The 18,357-nt window shown below is 71.1% G+C and carries 14 protein-coding genes and 1 pseudogene; 8 read left to right on the top strand and 7 right to left on the bottom strand.

Annotated features, from left to right (window positions below; genetic code table 11):
• Positions 1 to 31: 31 nt before the first annotated feature.
• Positions 32 to 1,045: a Gfo/Idh/MocA family protein gene (locus OIC96_RS09215; protein WP_330308349.1), complete on the bottom strand. Its 1,014-nt coding sequence runs from the start codon at positions 1,043 to 1,045 to the stop codon at positions 32 to 34.
• Between the two features lie 126 nt (positions 1,046 to 1,171).
• Between OIC96_RS09215 and OIC96_RS09210 the strand changes: the two genes are divergently transcribed.
• The 7 genes from OIC96_RS09210 to OIC96_RS09180 all read left to right on the top strand — a co-directional run bounded on the left by OIC96_RS09210 (position 1,172) and on the right by OIC96_RS09180 (position 9,923).
• Positions 1,172 to 1,909, top strand: coding sequence for a GntR family transcriptional regulator (locus OIC96_RS09210; protein WP_330310340.1), 738 nt, complete (start codon positions 1,172 to 1,174; stop codon positions 1,907 to 1,909).
• Between the two features lie 289 nt (positions 1,910 to 2,198).
• Positions 2,199 to 3,203, top strand: a complete 1,005-nt coding sequence (locus tag OIC96_RS09205; RefSeq protein WP_330308350.1) for a sugar ABC transporter substrate-binding protein — start codon at positions 2,199 to 2,201, stop codon at positions 3,201 to 3,203.
• On the top strand, positions 3,200 to 4,267 hold the full coding sequence (locus OIC96_RS09200) for an ABC transporter permease (RefSeq protein WP_330308351.1): 1,068 nt from the start codon (positions 3,200 to 3,202) through the stop codon (positions 4,265 to 4,267). Before OIC96_RS09205 ends, OIC96_RS09200 begins: the two co-directional genes overlap by 4 nt.
• Positions 4,268 to 4,281: 14 nt before the next feature.
• Positions 4,282 to 5,082, top strand: coding sequence for an ATP-binding cassette domain-containing protein (locus tag OIC96_RS09195; protein ID WP_330310341.1), 801 nt, complete (start codon positions 4,282 to 4,284; stop codon positions 5,080 to 5,082).
• Positions 5,083 to 5,251: 169 nt separating this feature from the next.
• The gene (locus OIC96_RS09190; protein WP_330308352.1) at positions 5,252 to 6,394 is read left to right on the top strand and encodes an ROK family glucokinase; all 1,143 of its coding nucleotides are present in this window, start codon (positions 5,252 to 5,254) and stop codon (positions 6,392 to 6,394) included.
• Complete coding sequence (locus OIC96_RS09185) at positions 6,391 to 6,972, top strand: sugar kinase (protein WP_330308353.1); 582 nt, start codon at positions 6,391 to 6,393, stop codon at positions 6,970 to 6,972. The genes OIC96_RS09190 and OIC96_RS09185 overlap by 4 nt, the downstream gene beginning before the upstream one ends.
• Before the next feature lie 101 nt (positions 6,973 to 7,073).
• Positions 7,074 to 9,923, top strand: coding sequence for a DEAD/DEAH box helicase (locus OIC96_RS09180; protein WP_330308354.1), 2,850 nt, complete (start codon positions 7,074 to 7,076; stop codon positions 9,921 to 9,923).
• Between the two features lie 1,070 nt (positions 9,924 to 10,993).
• On the opposite strand, the gene OIC96_RS49870 is transcribed toward OIC96_RS09180, so the two are convergent.
• Positions 10,994 to 11,143, bottom strand: a complete 150-nt coding sequence (locus tag OIC96_RS49870) for a hypothetical protein (protein WP_443058606.1) — start codon at positions 11,141 to 11,143, stop codon at positions 10,994 to 10,996.
• 66 nt (positions 11,144 to 11,209) lie between these two features.
• Between OIC96_RS49870 and OIC96_RS49865 the strand changes: the two are divergent.
• Positions 11,210 to 12,487 (top strand): annotated as a pseudogene (locus OIC96_RS49865) (SWIM zinc finger family protein); the annotation flags it as partial.
• A gap of 73 nt (positions 12,488 to 12,560) precedes the next feature.
• On the opposite strand, the gene OIC96_RS09170 reads toward OIC96_RS49865, so the two are convergent.
• The 5 genes from OIC96_RS09170 to OIC96_RS09150 all read right to left on the bottom strand — a co-directional run bounded on the left by OIC96_RS09170 (position 12,561) and on the right by OIC96_RS09150 (position 18,139).
• Entirely contained in the window at positions 12,561 to 13,631 is a 1,071-nt protein-coding gene (locus OIC96_RS09170; protein WP_330308356.1) for a LacI family DNA-binding transcriptional regulator, read from the bottom strand.
• A gap of 47 nt (positions 13,632 to 13,678) precedes the next feature.
• Positions 13,679 to 14,626 carry a carbohydrate ABC transporter permease gene (locus OIC96_RS09165; RefSeq protein ID WP_330308357.1) on the bottom strand — a complete coding sequence of 316 codons (948 nt, stop codon included), beginning with the start codon at positions 14,624 to 14,626 and terminating at the stop codon, positions 13,679 to 13,681.
• A gap of 11 nt (positions 14,627 to 14,637) precedes the next feature.
• The gene (locus OIC96_RS09160; protein WP_330308358.1) at positions 14,638 to 15,546 is read right to left on the bottom strand and encodes a carbohydrate ABC transporter permease; all 909 of its coding nucleotides are present in this window, start codon (positions 15,544 to 15,546) and stop codon (positions 14,638 to 14,640) included.
• Between the two features lie 96 nt (positions 15,547 to 15,642).
• Complete coding sequence (ngcE, locus tag OIC96_RS09155; protein WP_330308359.1) at positions 15,643 to 17,067, bottom strand: N-acetylglucosamine/diacetylchitobiose ABC transporter substrate-binding protein; 1,425 nt, start codon at positions 17,065 to 17,067, stop codon at positions 15,643 to 15,645.
• Positions 17,068 to 17,128: 61 nt separating this feature from the next.
• Positions 17,129 to 18,139 (bottom strand): hydroxyacid dehydrogenase, encoded by a 1,011-nt coding sequence (locus tag OIC96_RS09150; protein WP_330308360.1) that lies wholly within the window; start codon positions 18,137 to 18,139, stop codon positions 17,129 to 17,131.
• Positions 18,140 to 18,357 lie beyond the last annotated feature (218 nt).

Raw genomic sequence — 18,357 nt, 5'->3', positions numbered from 1 at the left:
CCCGACACACAACCCGTCCCGGGGTCAGAGATCAGTCGCGCGCGCCCGCGATCTCCGCGAGCCGCACCGGCCGCCGCTCCCTCCGAGACACCACACAGGCCTCGGCGATACGCAACGCCTCCAGCGCCTCACGCCCGTCGCACGGATTGCCCCGCTCACCACGCACGACCTCGACGAACGCCGAGAGCTCGGCCTCGTACGCGGGTCCGAACCGCTCCAGGAACCCCATCCACGGCTTGTCGGCAGGCGGCGGCCCGGCCGGTTCGGTGGACGCGATCGGTGTCCGGTCGTCGAGACCGACGGCGATCTGGTCCAGTTCTCCGGCGAGCTCCATCCGGACGTCGTAACCGGCACCGTTCAGCCGAGTCGCCGTAGCCGTGGCCAGCGTCCCGTCGTCAAGGGTGAGAACGGCCGCGGCGGTGTCGATGTCACCCGCCTCGCGGAACATCGCGGGCCCGGCGTCCGACCCGGTCGCGTACACCTCGGTGACCTCGTGACCGGTGACCCAGCGCAGTATGTCGAAGTCGTGGATCAGACAGTCCCGGTAGAGCCCACCGGAGAGCGGAAGGTAGTCGGCCGGGGGCGGCGACTGGTCGGACGTCATCGCCCGGACCGTGTGCAGCCGCCCGAGCCGTCCCGACCGCACCGCCTCGCGCGCCGCCGTGTAGCCCGTGTCGAAGCGGCGCTGGAAGCCCAGCTGCAGTACCGTCCCGGCGGCGTCGACCTCGGCGAGCGCGGCCAGCGTGCCCTGCAGATCGAGGGCGATGGGCTTCTCGCAGAAGACCGGGAGCCCGGACCGTGCTGCCCGACCGATCAGTTCGGAGTGGGCCGAAGTCGCCGCGGTGATGACCACCGCGTCCACACCCCAGGTGAAGATCTCGTCCACGCTGGGCGCCGCCGTCGCGCCCAGCCGGTCCGCCAGCCGATGGGCCCGCGCGGTGTCCGCGTCGGTGACGATGAGGGAGCCGCCGACCTCACGGTGACGGCTGAGAGTGGCCGCGTGAAATGTACCGATACGACCCGCTCCGATAAGTCCGATGCGCATGGGAACAGTGTGGGCGAACCTGGCACCGTGTCAATGGTTTGTCCGGACAATCGAACTTCACAACTTCCCGTCAACATCTCCCGGGGCTACGCTCGGCCCGTGCCGAAACCAGACGTCGATCCGACCGTGTCGCTCCAGCTCAGCGTCGACCGCAGCAGTCCGGTCCCGCTCTACTTCCAGTTGTCCCAACAGCTGGAGGCCGCGATCGAGCACGGGACGCTGACTCCGGGCAGCCTCCTGGGCAACGAGATCGAGCTCGCCGGGCGGCTCGGGCTGTCCCGGCCCACGGTCCGCCAGGCCATCCAGTCCCTCGTCGACAAGGGCCTGCTCGTACGGCGCCGAGGCGTGGGCACCCAGGTCGTACACAGCCAGGTCAAGCGCCCGATGGAGCTCAGCAGCCTCTACGACGACCTGGAATCGGCGGGCCAGCGTCCGGCGACCCAGGTGGTCCTCAACACCGTCGTACCGGCGTCCGCCGAGGTCGCGGCCGCGCTGGGCGTGGCCGAGGGCAGCGACGTACACCGTGTCGAGCGGCTGCGCCTCTCCCACGGGGAGCCGATGGCGTACCTCTGCAACTATCTGCCCCCCGACCTGCTGGAGCTGGACAGCGACCAGATGGAGGCCACCGGGCTGTACCGGCTGATGCGCGCGGCGGGCATCACCCTGCACAGCGCCCGGCAGTCCGTCGGAGCCCGCGCGGCCAGCGCGGAGGAGGGCGAGCGGCTCGGCGAACCGGCCGGCGCACCGCTGCTCACCATGCAGCGCACGACCTTCGACGACACGGGCCGGGCCGTCGAGTTCGGCACCCACATCTACCGGGCCTCGCGCTACTCCTTCGAGTTCCAGCTCCTCGTCCGTCCGTGACCCCTCCCCGTACGCCGGTGACTGCCCTGGTCCGTCCGTGACCCACTGACTCGCGCCCCGCGCGGGCCTCGCCGTGCCACCGAGGCCCGCAGTCGTCACCGAGAGGGACGTGCCGCCGGGGGAGAAGTCCACCGCGCGCGGGACCCGCTGGTGGGGTGGATGATCCCGGTGATTGATACTTGGGCGTTTGGGCCGGTGTCGACACCGGCCCGCGAGGGCCTACGGAACGGCCCTCCGGCCGGCCCGCAGGGCCCGGCGCACCAAGGAGCAGCAAGAAGGGCACGGCCTCGTGGCACGCACTCGAACCTGGGTAAGCATCGCACTCGCAGGGGCGCTGGGGGTGTCCCTCGCGGGATGCAGCAGCACCGGCGGGAAGCGGGCCGAGGACGCCCGCAAGGCGGCGGCAGCCCAGGGCAAGGCCGCGGTGAACACGCCCAGGTGGACCTTCGCGATGATCACCCACTCGGGCGACGGCGACACCTTCTGGGACATCGTGCAGAACGGCGCCAAGCAGGCCGCCGTCAAGGACAACATCAACTTCCTGTACTCGCACAACGCCGAGGCACAGCAGCAGGCGCAGCTCGTGGACGCCGCGGTCGACAAGCAGGTCGACGGCATCATCGTCACGCTCGCCAAGCCCGACGCCATGAAGGCGGCCGTCGCGCGCGCCGAGAAGGCCGGCATCCCGGTGATCACGGTGAACTCGGGCTCCGAGGAGTCCAAGGCGTTCGGCGCGCTCACCCACATCGGCCAGGACGAGGCGATCGCCGGCGAGGCCGTCGGCGAGGAGCTGAACAAGCGCGGCAGGAAGAAGACCGTGTGCGTCCTGCACGAGCAGGGCAACGTCGGCCACGAGCAGCGCTGCGCGGGCATCAAGAAGACCTTCCACGGCACCGTGGAGAACCTCTACGTCCAGGGCACCAGCATGCCGGACGTACAGGCCTCCATCGGCGCGAAGCTGCAGGCCGACAAGTCCATCGACTCGGTCGTCACGCTCGGCGCCCCCTTCGCCGACACCGCGGTCAAGGCCAAGCAGGACGCGGGCAGCAAGGCCGAGATCGACACCTTCGACCTGAACGAGAAGGTGGCCGCGGAGCTCAAGAACGGCACGCTCGGCTTCGCCGTCGACCAGCAGCCGTACCTCCAGGGGTACGAGGCCGTGGACCTGCTCTGGCTGTACAAGTACAACGCCGATGCCCTCGGCGGCGGCAAGCCGGTCCTCACCGGTCCGCAGATCATCACCAAGGACCAGGCCGCCGCGCTGGAGGACTACGCCAAGCGGGGGACCCGATGAGCACCACGGCACCCGCACCCGCCCCCGCGCCGTCGCCGGACACCAAGGCCGACGAGCGCCTCCTGAAGACCTCGCGGCTGCGCAAGCTGATGAGCCGCCCCGAGCTCGGCTCCGTGGTCGGCGCGATCGCCGTCTTCGTCTTCTTCGCGCTCTTCGCCGACAGCTTCGTACGGGCCGGGAGCCTGAGCACGGTGCTGTACGCCTCGTCGACCATCGGCATCATGGCCGTCCCGGTCGCGCTGCTGATGATCGGCGGCGAGTTCGACCTCTCCGCGGGCGTCATGGTGACCAGCTCCGCGCTGATCTCCTCGATGTTCAGCTACCAGATGACCGCGAACGTCTGGGTCGGTGTCTTCGTCTCGCTGCTGGTCACCCTGTCGATCGGCGTCTTCAACGGCGTCATGCTGACCCGCACCGACCCGCCGAGCTTCATCATCACGCTCGGTACGTTTCTGATGCTGACCGGCATGAACCTCGGCTTCACCAAGCTGATCAGCGGCACGGTCTCCACGAAGTCGATCTCCGACATGGAGGGCTTCTCCTCCGCCAAGGCCGTCTTCGCCTCGACGATCACCATCGGCGGCGTCGACTTCAAGATCACCATCCTGTGGTGGCTGGCCCTGGTCGTCGTCGCCACCTGGATCCTGCTGCGCACCCGCGTCGGCAACTGGATCTACGCCGTCGGCGGCGGCGAGGAAGCGGCCCGCGCGGTCGGCGTCCCGGTCGACAAGACCAAGATCGGCCTCTACATGGGCGTCTCCCTCGGCGCCTGGATCTCCGGCCAGCACCTGCTGTTCTCGTTCGACGTCGTGCAGTCCGGCGAGGGCGTCGGCAACGAGCTGATCTACATCATCGCGGCCGTCATCGGCGGCTGTCTGATCACCGGCGGCTACGGCTCCGCGGTCGGCGCGGCGGTCGGCGCGCTGATCTTCGGCATGGTGAGCAAGGGCATCGTGTTCGCCGAGTGGAACCCGGACTGGTTCAAGTTCTTCCTGGGAGTGATGCTGCTCCTGGCGACCCTGCTCAACCACTGGGTTCGCAAGCGCGCGGAGGCGACGAAGTGACCACGGACGCGGACATGACCACCGACTCGGCCGCCACGGACCGTACGGCGCTCGTCGAGCTCGACGACGTCAGCAAGTACTACGGCAACATCCGCGCCCTCGAAGGCGTCTCGCTGGAGGTCCACGCGGGGGAGATCTCCTGCGTGCTCGGCGACAACGGCGCGGGCAAGTCCACCCTCATCAAGATCATCGCGGGGCGGCACCAGCACGACGCGGGCACGCTGCGCATCGAGGGCGAGGAGACCCGGCTGTCCTCCCCGCGCGAAGCCCTGGACCGCGGAATCGCCACGGTCTACCAGGACCTCGCCGTCGTCCCGCTGATGCCGGTCTGGCGCAACTTCTTCCTCGGCTCCGAACCGACGAAGGGCGTCGCCCCCTTCAAGCGCATGGACATCGACCTCATGCGCAGGACCACCCATGCGGAGCTGCTGCGCATGGGCATCGACCTGCGCGACGTCGACCAGCCCATCGGCACCCTCTCCGGCGGTGAGCGCCAGTGCGTGGCGATCGCCCGCGCCGTCCACTTCGGCGCCAAGGTCCTCGTCCTCGACGAGCCCACCGCGGCCCTCGGCGTGAAGCAGTCCGGTGTGGTCCTCAAATACGTGGCCGCCGCACGGGACGCCGGCCTGGGTGTTGTGTTGATCACCCACAATCCGCACCACGCGTACCTGGTGGGTGACCGTTTCGTGCTCCTGAAGAGGGGTGAAATGTTCAGCAGCAACGCGCGTGAGGACATCACCCTCGACGAGCTGACGCGCCAGATGGCGGGCGGCAGCGAGCTGGAGGACCTGCGACACGAGCTGGAACGTACGTGACGCGGGGCGCTCCGTAACTGGAGCGCCCCGTAGGGGCGCGGGGAACTGCGCGACCAGCCACAACGGACCCGCAGCTCACAGACGACCCGCAGCTTTCGGAGCCAGCCCCAAGCGCAGCGAAGGGGCTCCGCCGTGCACCATCGCGGCAGCGTGCGGCAGAATCGGCTCGATGAGCACCTACCGCGACCTCGCACACCGCGGCTCCGCGCGGGCCACCGTCCTGCGGACCGTCGGGACGCGCGAGCGCCGTTCCCACCTGACGGCGCCCCGCGTCCCCACCGTCGGCATCGACATCGGCGGTACGAAGGTGATGGCGGGCGTCGTGGACGCCGACGGCAACATCCTGGAGAAGGTCCGCGCCGAGACGCCGGACAAGTCCAAGAGCCCCAAGGTCGTCGAGGACACCATCGTCGAGCTGGTCCTGGACCTCTCCGACCGGCACGACGTGCACGCGGTCGGCATCGGCGCCGCCGGCTGGGTCGACGCGGAGCGCAACCGCATCCTGTTCGCCCCCCACCTCTCGTGGCGCAACGAGCCCCTGCGCGATCGCCTCGCGGGGCGGCTCGCCGTCCCCGTCCTGGTCGACAACGACGCCAACGCCGCGGCATGGGCCGAGTGGCGCTTCGGCGCCGGCCGCGGCGAGGACCACCTCGTCATGATCACGCTCGGCACCGGAATCGGCGGCGCGATCCTGGAGGACGGCCAGGTCAAGCGCGGCAAGTTCGGTGTCGCCGGCGAGTTCGGCCATATGCAGGTCGTGCCCGGCGGCCACCGCTGCCCGTGCGGCAACCGCGGCTGCTGGGAGCAGTACAGCTCCGGCAACGCGCTGGTCCGCGAGGCCCGCGAGCTCGCCGCCGCGGACTCCCCGGTGGCGTACGGGATCATCGAGCACGTCAAGGGCAACATCGCCGACATCACCGGCCCGATGATCACCGAGCTGGCCCGCGAGGGCGACGCCATGTGCATCGAACTGCTCCAGGACATCGGCCAGTGGCTCGGCGTCGGCATCGCGAACCTGGCCGCCGCCCTGGACCCCTCCTGCTTCGTCATCGGCGGCGGCGTCAGCGCCGCCGACGACCTGCTGATCGGCCCCGCGCGGGACGCGTTCCGCAGACACCTCACGGGCCGCGGCTACCGCCCCGAGGCCCGGATCGCCCGCGCCCAGCTCGGCCCCGAGGCCGGCATGGTCGGCGCCGCCGACCTCGCCCGCCTCGTCGCCCGCCGCTTCCGCCGTGCCAATCGCCGCCGGGTGGAGCGCTACGAGCGCTACGAGCGGTACGTGGAGTCGCGCCGCACCCCGGAGTCGCTGTGACGGCCTCCCTGCCGCGCCAGGCGTCGCCGCCGGACGAGCCGCAGCGGCCGCCGGAGGACCCACGCCGCAAGTTCCGCCGCCGTGCCCTCACCCTGCTGATCATCGTGCTGCTCATCGGCGTCCCCGCCGGCTATCTGGTGATCTCCGCCAACCAGAGCCGCAACAGCGGCAAGCAGAAGGAGGAGAAGTACTCGGCGACCGGCCTCACCGAGGGCTGGCCGTCGCGCGTCCAGCGCCGCCTCTACCAGGTGCCCATTCCGGGGAAGTCCACGGACGTCGCCTACTACGAGACGAACAACTGGAAGACCAGCCGCCTGTACGTGCAGTTCGGCACCACCAACGCGGGCCTGGACAAGTTCCTCGCCAACGTCGGCACCAGCCGTGACGCCCTGCAGAAGGGCGACATCACCATCAGCGCCCGCGACCAGAAGGTCGTCGGCTGGGAGTTCACCGGCGCCGGCCCCTGGTGGGGGCTCGTCCACAAGCAGAAGGACCCGGCACCCACCCAGGACATCGTCGTGAACTGGTCCCAGCCCCAGCACCCCATGGTCTACGTGGTCTCGCGCACGATTCCCTGACCCGGCCCCGGCCCCGCGGGGTCGCCGAGGCCGATTGTCAGACCCCGCCCGTAGAGTCGAAGACAACTGATTCGACTGAGGGGCGGGAGGTGACCGGGCGTATGGGGGACGGCGTGTATTCGGCGGGCGCGGCGGTTGCCGAGCGCGAGCCGGTGGGGGCCGACACGGCGGTGTCCGTGCGCCTCGCCGCCGTCTTCCTGCCCGCGCCACTTCCCCGCGAGGGACGGGTCGCGTTCTGGGATCCGGACGGCGAGCGGCTCCCGCCGGGCAAGCGGACCGAACTGACGGTCGTACGGCCGCACGGCCCCGGAATCCGCAGAGGCACCGTCCCCGCGCTCACCCTGCCGGTCGCCGAGGCCCTGCCGCTGCTGGCCGGGGCGCGCCGGGACCCCGCCGCGCATCCCGCCACGGCCTGCTGGGGCGCGGCCGCGCTGCACGCGCTGCGGCTCGTCGCACGCGGGCGACTGCTGCCCGGGCTTACGGCCGACGGGCTCGACGCCTGGCGCGCGGGCCCGCTGGACCAGGACGACATCGCCCACCTCAGGGCGGTGGCCGCGGCCCTTCCGTACGAGGGACACGCCGTCCCGCTGCCCGGCAAGGGCCCGCTCCGGCTGCCCGAGCCGGAAGCGCTGATGCGGTCCTTCCTGGACGCGGTCGCCGACACACTGCCGCGCACCCCGGCCGCGCCCTACACCTCGGGGAAACCCTTCGCGGCGAGCGAGCCGCAGCGGCTGCCCGGTGCCCACGACTGGGCCGCCGAGGTCGCCGCGGGCATGGACGCGGGCGTACGGATCTCACTCCGCCTGGACCTGTCCGCGTACCAGCTCTTCGACGACGGCGAGGGAGCGCGGCGGGCGGGCGCGGCCGTCGTCCAGGTGCACAGCCTCGCCGACCCCACCCTCGTCGTGGACGCGACGGCCCTGTGGGCGGGGGAGGCCGACGCGGTCTTCGGCCCCCGCGCGCGCGTCGACGCGGCCCTCGCCGTCCGCCGCGCGGCCCGCGTCTGGCCGCCCCTGGACCGGCTGTCCGAGCAGGACGTGCCGGACGTACTCGCCCTCTCCGAGGAGGAGCTGTCCGACCTGCTCGGGATCGCGGCGACCCGGCTCGGCGCGGCCGGGGTCGCCGTGCACTGGCCCCGGGACCTCGCCCACGACCTGAGCGCGGCGGCGGTGGTGCGCCCCGCGCCCGGGTCGGCGACGGACGGCACCGGGTTCTTCGAGAGCGAGGAACTGCTCCAGTTCCGCTGGCAGTTGGCCCTCGGCGGTGACCCGCTCAGCGAGGCCGAGATGGACACCCTGGCCGAGGCCCACCGCCCGGTCGTCCGGCTGCGCGACCAATGGGTGCTCGTCGACCCGGCCCTCGTCCGCAAGGCCCGCAAGCGCGAGCTGGGACTGCTCGACCCGGTCGACGCGCTGTCCGTCGCGCTCACCGGCACCGCGGAGATCGACGGCGAGACGGTCGAGGCGGTACCGGTCGGCGCGCTGGCCGCGCTGCGCGACCGCCTGACGGCGGGCGTGGCTCCGGTGGAACCACCCCCAGGCCTTGAGGCCAAGCTCCGGGACTACCAACTCCGCGGCCTCGCCTGGCTCGACCTCATGACCTCCCTCGGCCTCGGCGGCTGCCTCGCCGACGACATGGGGCTCGGCAAGACCATCACGGTCATCGCCCTGCATCTGCGCCGGGCCCGCAGCGAGCCCACCCTGGTCGTCTGCCCGGCATCGCTGCTGGGCAACTGGCAGCGGGAGATCACCCGTTTCGCGCCCGGCGTCCCCGTCCGCCGCTTCCACGGCCCCGACCGCACCCTGGAAGACCTCGACAGCGGCTTCGTCCTCACCACGTACGGGACGATGCGGTCGGCCGCGTCACGGCTCGCCCAGCAGCCGTGGGGCATGGTCGTCGCGGACGAGGCACAGCACGTCAAGAACCCCTACTCGGCGACGGCGAAGGCCCTGCGGACGATTCCGTCCCCCGCGCGCGTGGCGCTCACCGGCACCCCCGTGGAGAACAACCTCTCCGAACTCTGGGCCCTGCTCGACTGGACGACCCCCGGCCTGCTCGGCCCCCTCAAGTCCTTCCGCGCCCGGCACGCGCGCGCCGTGGAGAACGGCGAGGACGAGGAGGCGGTGGCCCGCCTGGCCCGGCTGATCCGCCCGTTCCTGCTCCGCCGCAAGAAGTCCGACCCCGGAATCGTCCCCGAGCTCCCGCCCAAGACGGAGACGGACCACCCGGTCCCCTTGACCCGCGAACAGGCCTCCCTCTACGAGGCGGTGGTCCGCGAGTCCATGCTGGCGATCGAGACCGCCGGAGGCATCGCGCGCCGCGGCCTGGTCCTGAAGCTCCTCACCGCCCTCAAGCAGATCTGCAACCACCCGGCGCTGTATCTGAAGGAGGACGCCCGAGCCGCCGCCCACGGTCCCACCGCCCGCTCCGGCAAACTGGCCCTGCTCGACGAGCTGTTGGACACCCTGCTGGCCGAGGACGGTTCGGCACTGGTCTTCACGCAGTACGTGGGGATGGCCCGGCTGATCACGTCCCACCTCGCCGCCCGCGCCGTCCCCGTGGAGCTGCTGCACGGCGGCACACCGGTCGCCGACCGCGAACACATGGTGGACCGCTTCCAGAGCGGGGCGACCCCGGTTCTGGTGCTGTCCCTCAAGGCCGCCGGCACCGGTCTGAACCTCACCCGCGCCGGCCATGTCGTCCACTTCGACCGCTGGTGGAACCCCGCCGTCGAGGAACAGGCCACCGACCGCGCCTACCGCATCGGCCAGACCCAGCCCGTCCAGGTCCACCGCCTCATCACCGAGGGCACGGTCGAGGACCGCATCGCCGAGATGCTCGAAGCGAAGCGCGCGCTCGCCGACGCGATCCTCGGCTCCGGCGAGGCGTCCCTGACGGAACTGACCGACCGTGAGCTGTCGGACCTGGTGTCCCTTCGGAGGTCGGCGTGAAGGGTTCCGAGGGTGAGGACACCGAGCGGGCCGAGGACAGCGGCCAGGCCGAGGGAAGCGGCCGGGTTGAAGGCACCGAGCGGGCCGAGGACAGTGAGCGGCCACGCCCCGAGGCAGGGGCGCGACCGGCCGACGTGGCCCGGCGGGCTCTGCGGGCGGCGCGGGAGCGCGAGGGTCGGGAGGCCGACTCGGCTGACGACCAGCAGGATTCGCCTCCTGCGCGGGGCGCCACCGGTGCGCCGTCCCAGGGGGCGTTCTCCCCGGGAACACGGCCGGGCGACGTGGCGCGTGAGGCCTTGCGGCGGGCGACCGGGGCGGGGAGAGCGTTGGGTGCCGGTGCCGGTGCCGGTGCCGGTGCCGGTGCGGGCGTAAGTGCGGGTGCGGATTCCGGTGCGGGTGCGGATGTCGGGGCTTCTCCGGTCTGCGACGAGGCTGTGGCACCCGATTCGGTCGGACCCGCTGCCGGGGCGGAGACCACTGCGGTGGGTCGTTCCGCTGAGCGGGCCTCAGGAGGGGCGCGTCCGGGTGACATCGCGCGTGAGGCCTTGCGTGCCGCACGGGACGAGGCGAGGCGGGCGCGGACGGAAGGGGCGGACGCCGTACCCGAAGGGGCGACGGACGCCGGAACCAAGGGAGTCGAGGCCAGGCGCAGGCCCGCCGAGCCGGCGCCGACCGCTTCCCGGACTCGGCGGAACCCTCGGGGCCAGGAGCGGGGAACCAGGGCCCGGGACCTGCGGGGTCTGCTCGCCGGTGCCTTCCAGTTGCCAGGCGACGCGGAATCGGGCGACGCGCCTGCCGCCGGACACCCGGCGCGCGCCGACGACGCGGTGAGCGGGCACCCGGCAGGGCTCGCGAGCGAGCCGGGTGAGGCGATCTCGGACTCGCGTCCAGTGCGGCGTGGGGGCGCGGACGAAGGGACCTCGGACTCGCACGCTCGGGGGCTCGGGGGCGCGGGTGAGGCGGCCTCGGGTTCGCATGCCGCGGGGCCCCGGGACTCGCGCGAGGTGACCTCGGATCCGTCCCCCACACAGTCCGGCGCCCTTCGCGAGGTGACCTCGGATCCGTATCCCTCACAGCCCGGTGCCGTGCGCGAGGTGACTGCGGACCTGCCGTTCGTGCAGCCCGGTGAGGAAGGTGACGCGTCCCGCCGCCCTGCGCCCGCGCCATCCGGGCCCGCGCGTGAGCACCCCGGCCAACCCCCGGTGCCCCCTGGCAGGCACCGGGCACACCTCGGCACACTCCCGGAGAGCCCCGGGTCAGCGCCCCGGACCGCGCCCCCAGCGGGCCGCCTCCCTCGGTCCATGGCATCCCCCGGCCGCGACGGGGAGTTGCGCCGTACGTTCCCCGCGTTCCCCGCGCGGGTGTCGGACGCCGACGCCTTCGCGGAGACGTGGTGGGGGAACGCGTGGGTGACGGCCTTGGAGGAGGGGGCGTTGGACGCGGCGCGGTTGGCGCGCGGGCGGGCGTACGCCGGGCACGGGTACGTCGACGCCATCACGGTCACCCCGGGGCTGGTGCTCGCGTATGTGCACGGGAGCCGGCCGCGGCCGTATCGCGTGCAGGTCAGCGTGCGGACGTTGTCCGACGGCGACTGGGACCGTTTCCTGGAAGCGGCCGCCGAGCGGCCGGGGCACATCGCCGCGCTGCTCGACAAGGAGATGCCCAAGTCGCTCGCGGAGTGCGGGGTCGCGCTGCTCCCCGGCCCTGGCGAGCTCGAACCGCACTGCAGCTGCCCCGACTTCGGCCACCCCTGCAAGCACGCGGCAGCCCTCTGCTACCAGATGGCACGTCTGCTGGACGAAGACCCCTTCGTGCTGCTCCTGTTGCGCGGCCGCGGGGAACGCGAGCTGCTGGACGCGCTGTCCCGCCGCAACGCCGCCCGCGCGGCCCGCGCCGCCCAGGAGCAGGAACCGGCGCCCCTCCCCGGCGTTCGGGCCCGTGATGCCGTCGCCCGGCGGACGCTGCCACCTCTCCCGGCGCCGTTGCCACCGCCCGCGCATCCCGAGCAGCCGCCGACCTACCCGGGCGCGCCGGGCGGCCCGGACCCGTTCGCGCTGGACCAGTTGGCCACGGACGCGGCTGCCCGCGCGCATGCGCTGCTCACCGCCGGCCGCGATCCGGTCGCCGAGCTGACGCTCTGGCAGGACGCGGTGCGCCTGGCCGCCGCCCGACCGGGTTCCGGCCTCACCGCCGCCACTCGCGCGCTGTACTCCTCGCTGGCCTCGGCGACCGGGCGTACCCCGGCCGACCTGGCGCGGGCGGTCGCCGCGTGGCGACAGGGCGGATTCGAAGCGCTCAGCGTCCTCGAAGAACCCTGGGATCCACCGGCGGGCCGTTTCGACCGGGCCCGCCCGCTCCTCCTCGCCGCCGACCTCCCCGCCTTCCGCCCCTGGCGCAACCAGCTCACCCACCCCCGGGGCCACGCCCAACTCCGCCTCGGCCACAACGGCCTCTGGTACGCCTACGAGTCTGAACCGGGCCACGACGACTGGTGGCCCCGAGGCACCCCCGACCTCGACCCGGTCGGCGCCCTCACCGGCCTCGGCGCCCCCGGCGACCTCTGACAGGCCGAAGCGAGCCGTCCGAGCCGAATCCGCCGGTCCACCGACCGGCGACTCCAGGGACGTACCTGCCTGTCTATGGCCTCGCGCGGGCCGAGCGCACGCTCTGGCGCATGACGAGGTGCGTGCCCAGCATGACGTCCTGGTCGCTGTACATCGGATCGTCGCGGTGCAGGGCCATCCGCACCGCGGTGCGGCCCAGTTCGTCGAAGGGAACGTGCACCGAGTTCAGCGGCGGGTACAGGTCGGCGCAGATCGGCTCGTCGTTGTAGCCGATGAGCGACAGGTCGTCCGGGAGGGACAGACCTCCCTCACGGGCGGCGGCCATGGCCCCGGCCGCGAGGTAGTCGTCGAAACAGAAGGCCGCGGTGTACGGCAGGCGCCCGGCGGCCAGATGGGAGCGCACGGTCGTGTAGCCGAAGGTCCGGTCGGTTCCTCCGAGGAGGAGGAGTCCCGGGTCGGGAGTGATGCCGTGGTCCTCGTGCGCGCGGCGGTAGCCGGCGACGCGCAGGTCGGTCGTGGTGTGGTGGGGCGTGCCGCCGAGGAGGGCGATGCTCCGGTGGCCCAGGGACAGCAGGTGGCTGACGGCCGCGTGGGCGCCGCCCTCGTGGTCGTAGTTCACGACCGTGATCGGCAGGTCGGGCTCCGGGGCGGGGCGACCGCAGAGCACCAGCCTGGAGCCGCTGGCGTCGAGGACCCGGGCGAAGCGGGCGATGCGCTCGGCGTAGTGGGGGGTCACGACCGTCCCGCCGATGAGCACGACCGCCTCGGTGTTGTGCTGGCGCAGCGTCTCCAGCAGCGCGATCTCCCGGTCCGGGTTGCTTCTGGTGGAACAGACGACGCAGAGCCGGTCCTCGTTGATGGCCTGTTGTTCGATGCCGCTGGCCACCCGGTTGTGGAACTGCCAGGACAGCGCCGGAAGCAGGATCGCCACGGTGCGTGAGTGCGGGGCCGACAGGGCACGCGCCTGGGCGTTGACCACGTAGTCCAGCTCTTTGATGGCCCGCTGGATGCGTGCCTGCGCCGCGGAGGACACCGGGCGGCTGCCGGTCAGCACCCGGGAGACGGTCGCTGGGGAGACTCCTGCTCTTGCGGCGACGTCACGGATGGTTGCGGCTCTCGGAGGCCCGCCCTGAGGGTCGTGCATGCGTGAAGTATACGGTTGCCTGTCTGTTTCCTCTGGGGACAACGGGCTCACTTGAGCATCCCCACGGTCAGACCGGCCTGGATGCGTCGCTGGAGTACGAGATAGAGGCCGATCACGGGGACCGCCGCGATGACGAGTCCGGCGAACAGGGCACTCCAGTCCGCCTCGTAGCCCTGCTGGCTGGCCAGGTTCGCCAGGCCCTGCGACAGCACGTACTTGTCGCGGTCGGAGTTGAGCGCGACCGGCAGCAGGTACTGGTTCCACATGCCGAGGAAGTTGAAGATGCCGACCGACAGCAGGCCCGGCTTGGCCATGGGCAGCATGATCCGGAAGAAGATGGCCTCCTGCGAGGCGCCGTCGATGAGGGCGGCCTCGGCCACCGCCGTGGGCAGTGTGCGGAAGAAGCTGGTCAGGAAGAAGACGGTGAACGGCAGCGCGTACGCCGTGTAGACGAGGATCATGCCCTGGTAGCTGCCGAGCAGGCCGAGGTTCTTGACGACGAAGAAGAGCGGGACCAGGGCCAGCACGACGGGAAACGCCATTCCGGCGACGAACGCGTAGTAGATGAGCCGGCATCCGGGGAAGGTGAACCGGGCCAGCACGTAGGCGACCATGGAGCCCAGGATCATCGTGAGGACCAGCGAACCGAACACGACGATCAGGGTGTTGACGAAGTAGTCGCCGATGCTCGCCCTGGACCAGGCGCGGGCGAAGTTGTCGGCGTGCCAAGTACTCGGCAGTTGCCAGGGGTTGCCGAACAGCTCCCGGTTGTCCTTGAACGCGCTGATCAGGGCCCAGAGCAGGGGCACGGTGGCCAGCAGGGCCCAGAAGACGAGCAGGGCGTGGGTGGCTCCGGTGGCCGCGTGAGCGCCAACGTTCTGGATGCGACTCCGAGTTGGCCGCGTGGCGGGCTCCGGGACCCGATCGTGCACTTGGTGCGCGGCGGGGCGCGGAAGGCTCGTGGCCGTGTGCGTGGGGTGGGACGAAGTCTTCATGGTGGTGGGCCTCAGAACTCGATCGTGTTCTTGCCGCGGGAGCCGCGGAAGGTGAACGCCGTCAGCAGCAGGCTCAGCAGGCACAGCATCACGCCGATCGCCGTGGCGTAGCCGAACTTGCCGTTCCCGAACGCGGACAGGTACAGGTACTGGGAGAGCACCAGGGTGGAGTTGTCCGGGCCGCCGGTGGGCGTGAGAACCATGAACAGCGCGAACGCGTCGAGCGCGTGGATGCCCAGGTAGATCCAGGCGACCTGGACGGTCTCCCGCAGGAGCGGCAGGGTGATGCGGGTCAGCGTCTGGAAGCGTCCGGCACCGTCCAGGTCAGCGGCCTCGAAGATGTCCTTCGGGATGGACTGCATCGCGGCGCTGAACAGCACGACGTAGAAACCGACGCCTGCCCAGACCATCACCGCGATCAGCGACCACAGGGCGACGGCCGGGTCGCCGAGCCAGGTGTGGGCCAGTCCGCCCAGCCCGATCGCGTCCAGTCCGCCGTTGAGCAGCCCGATCTGCGGGTTGTAGATGAACTGCCACAGGATCGCCGTGATCACCACGGGGAGGATGTGCGGAAGGAAGTAGACCCGGCGGTAGAGCGCCGAGCCCCGGACTCCCGCCACCTTGCCGCCCGAGCCGCCCACGTTGAGCATGGCGGCGAAGAACAGCCCCAGCACGATCGTGACCAGCGGAACCACCAGCAGGAGCAGCCCGTTGTGGCCCAGGGCCCGCCAGAAGACCGGGTCCTGGAAGAGGCGTTGGAAGTTGTCGAGCCCGACGAAGGGCTTGTCGGCGGTGAACCCGGACCAGCTGGTCAGCGAGATCGAGAACGCCTGTGCGTAGGGGGAGACCACCAGCACCCCGTACAAGGTGAGCGGCACCACCAGGAAGAGAAGGACGATGCGGGCTTTTCCGTGGTTCACGAACGACTCCGGGAAAGGGGAAGGCAGGGTCCGCCGCCCCGGTTTGCCGGGAGCGGCGGATCCTCGGTGTCTGCGGCGTGAGCGGCCGGACAGGGCCTAGATCTTGAACTTCGTGATGGAGGAGTCGGCGGCGACGGCGTCTGCCTTGGCCTGCATCTTGGAGAGGAACTCACTCGCGTCGATGCGTCCGGCGAGCAGGTTGGCGACCTCGGACTTCAGCGTGGTGGCCATGTCGGCGTACCAGGTCATGAACCGGTAGTTGAACAGGTCGTCCCCGGCCGCGGTGACGGCCTTCAGCACCGAGCCCAGCGCGGTGGAACCGAAGTCCTTGTCGCCGGTGGCCCCCTTGACGACGGTGAGGGCATGGGTCGTTTCGGTGAAGTTGGACGCGGCCTTCTTGGAGAGCATGGTCCGCAGGAACTCCTTGCCGCCGCGGACGTTCTTGGCCTTGGCCGGGACGACGTAGATCTCCCCGGCGGTGGCGTGCAGCGCGCTCTGCGGCAGGGCACCGTCCGCCGAGAGCGGGGGGACCGGGCCGAAGACCATGTCGAACCCGTCCGGGGTGATCGCCTTCATCTCGTTCTCGATGAACGAACCGGAGTGGTACAGCGCGGCCTTGCCCTGGACCCACGCGGTCTGCGCCTGGGTGTGGTCCAGGCCCTCGCTGCCCTTGAGGAAGTACCCGGACGAGGCCAGCCCCGCGATCGCCGCGGCGGCGGCCTTGACCGGTGCGGCGTGCCACGCGTTGGCTTCCAGGTTGTCGATCGCCTTGATCACATCGACGCCGCCCTGCTTGGCCGCGAGTGCCATGAGCGGGCTGAAGAAGTAGTCGGGCGCCGTCGTGCCGCCGTACGCGAACGGGGCGATGCCCGCCTTCTTGATCTTGGCGGCCAGCTCGGTCAGGCCGTCCCAGGTGGTCGGCCAGGTCCAGCCGTGCTTGTCGAACAGCGTCTGGGAGTACCAGAAGCCGTTGACGGTGAAGACGTACGGAAGGCCCATCACCTTGCCGTCGAACGTGGCCGCGTCCAGCGCGCCCGGCAGGATCGTGTCCGCGACGGTGGTGTCCTGGTCGTCGGCCGAGGGGGCCTTCAGCAGGTCGGCCAGCTCGGCCAGCTGGCCGTCGGCGACCAGCGTGCCCATCGCGATCTTCTTGGCGCCGCTGTTGTCGATGACGTCCGGCGGATTGCCGGCGACGAACCGCGGCTGAAGCTCGGTCTGGACCTCGGTGATGCCGGAGTGGCTGATCTTCGCCTTCGGGTACTTCTTGGCGTACAGCTTCTCGTCGAACTTGGCGTAGTCGTCGCTGTAACCGCCCTTGAAGACGACGACGTCCAGCGGGGCGCTCTCGTCGATGCCGAACGGGTTGGTGGCGCTGGCCTTGCCCTTGGCCGAGCCGGCGTCGGTGTCACCGTCGGCGGAGGCACAGGCGGCCAGCAGGCCGGAGCCGGACACGGCGAAGGCGGCGACCGCTGTGGCCCTGAACAGGGATCGTCTGGAGAACTTCGGGGGCTGGGTGTTCACGGGTGCTCCTTTGTGCGGCGGGGTTCGCTGTGCGAAGGGGGGCGGGTAGGGGAGGGCCTGCTCAGGCGAGCTGCGCCAACTGGTCGGCGCGGATGCGCCCGTGCAGGGGCTCGTCGGCGGTGAGGCGTTCGATCTCGGTGACGGCGAACTCGCCGAGCCGGCGTATCTCGGTGCCCATCGCCCCGGCCACATGGGGCGTGACCGTCACGTTGGGCAGGGACAGCAGCGGGTGTCCGGCGGGCAGTGGCTCGGGGTCGGTGACGTCCAGGACCGCGTCGATCCGGCCGTCCGCGCAGTTCCGTAGCAGTGCCTCGGTGTCGATCAGGTGTCCGCGTGCGGTGTTGATCAGGACGGCACCGTCGCGCATCAGGGCGAGCCGGCGGTCGTCGAGCAGGTGGTGGGTCTCGGGCAGGGCCGGGGCGTGCAGGCTGACGATGTCGCTGCGGCGCAGCAGGTCGTCCAGGCCGACCAGCTCCACCTGTGCGGCCGGAGGCAGTCCGGCCGCCCCGTGAGCGTCCAGGGTCGGGTCGCTGACCAGCAGTTGGAAGCCGTGCGGGGCCAGCAGTTCCAGGACGAGACGTCCGGTGCGGGAGGCGCCGACGATCCCGACGACGCGCTCATGGTTGCCGGTGTCGCCGGCGAGCTTGTTTTTGTACTGGCCGCGTGCGTAGTCGCGGGCCAGCCGGAACGCGCGCTTGCCGGCGAGCAGGATCGCGCCGACGGTGTACTGCGCGACGGGGAGGGCGTTGGCGGAGGCCGCCGAGGAGACGAGGATCCCTCGCTGCCAGACCTCGGGGGTGAGGTGGTGTTTCACCGATCCCGCGGCGTGCACGATCGCGCGCAGCCGGGGTGCCGCGTCGAGGACGGCGTCGTCGACGAGGGGGCAGCCCCAGCCGGTGAGCAGCACGTCCGCGTCCGCCAGGTTCCGGCGGGCGGCGGGGTCCGTGAAGTCGACGATGACATCGGGCTGGACCTGCGCGTTCTTGTCGAGCCGAGCGATCAGCTCTTCGGTGAGGGCGAGGGCGGCGACCTCTGGCTGCATCGCGATCGCGACGGTCATGCGACGGCTCACCGATTCACTGCTCCTTGGGGCGTGGGACGATCGGTTGCTTCATGGCGTGCAACCGGTTTCATTCGAGGTGGCCGTCAAGCTATTGAGCATTGAGGCGATCCGTCAAGGGGATCTCCGATGAAAAGGACTCCCCATGGTCAGAAGGCTGTGAGTCCCAAGTGAGTTGAGGTCCAAGGGGTTGCCTCCTTGGATGAAACCGGTTTACCGTCCCCGCCCAA

Origin of the sequence: Streptomyces sp. NBC_00775 (assembly GCF_036347135.1) — a bacterium.
GTDB classification, from domain to species: Bacteria; Actinomycetota; Actinomycetes; order Streptomycetales; family Streptomycetaceae; genus Streptomyces; species Streptomyces lutosisoli.
Note: the sequence above shows the minus strand (reverse complement) of the source record. Positions and strands in the feature narration are given on the sequence as shown.

What these genes read in the sequence shown, in the direction of transcription:
- OIC96_RS09215 (WP_330308349.1), bottom strand. Translation starts at nt 1,045, where the DNA reads ATGCGCATCGGACTTATCGGAGCGGGTCGTATCGGTACATTTCACGCG.
- OIC96_RS09200 (WP_330308351.1), top strand. Translation starts at nt 3,200, where the DNA reads ATGAGCACCACGGCACCCGCACCCGCCCCCGCGCCGTCGCCGGACACC.
- OIC96_RS09195 (WP_330310341.1), top strand. Translation starts at nt 4,282, where the DNA reads ATGACCACCGACTCGGCCGCCACGGACCGTACGGCGCTCGTCGAGCTC.
- OIC96_RS09190 (WP_330308352.1), top strand. Translation starts at nt 5,252, where the DNA reads ATGAGCACCTACCGCGACCTCGCACACCGCGGCTCCGCGCGGGCCACC.
- OIC96_RS09180 (WP_330308354.1), top strand. Translation starts at nt 7,074, where the DNA reads ATGGGGGACGGCGTGTATTCGGCGGGCGCGGCGGTTGCCGAGCGCGAG.
- OIC96_RS09170 (WP_330308356.1), bottom strand. Translation starts at nt 13,631, where the DNA reads ATGCACGACCCTCAGGGCGGGCCTCCGAGAGCCGCAACCATCCGTGAC.
- OIC96_RS09165 (WP_330308357.1), bottom strand. Translation starts at nt 14,626, where the DNA reads ATGAAGACTTCGTCCCACCCCACGCACACGGCCACGAGCCTTCCGCGC.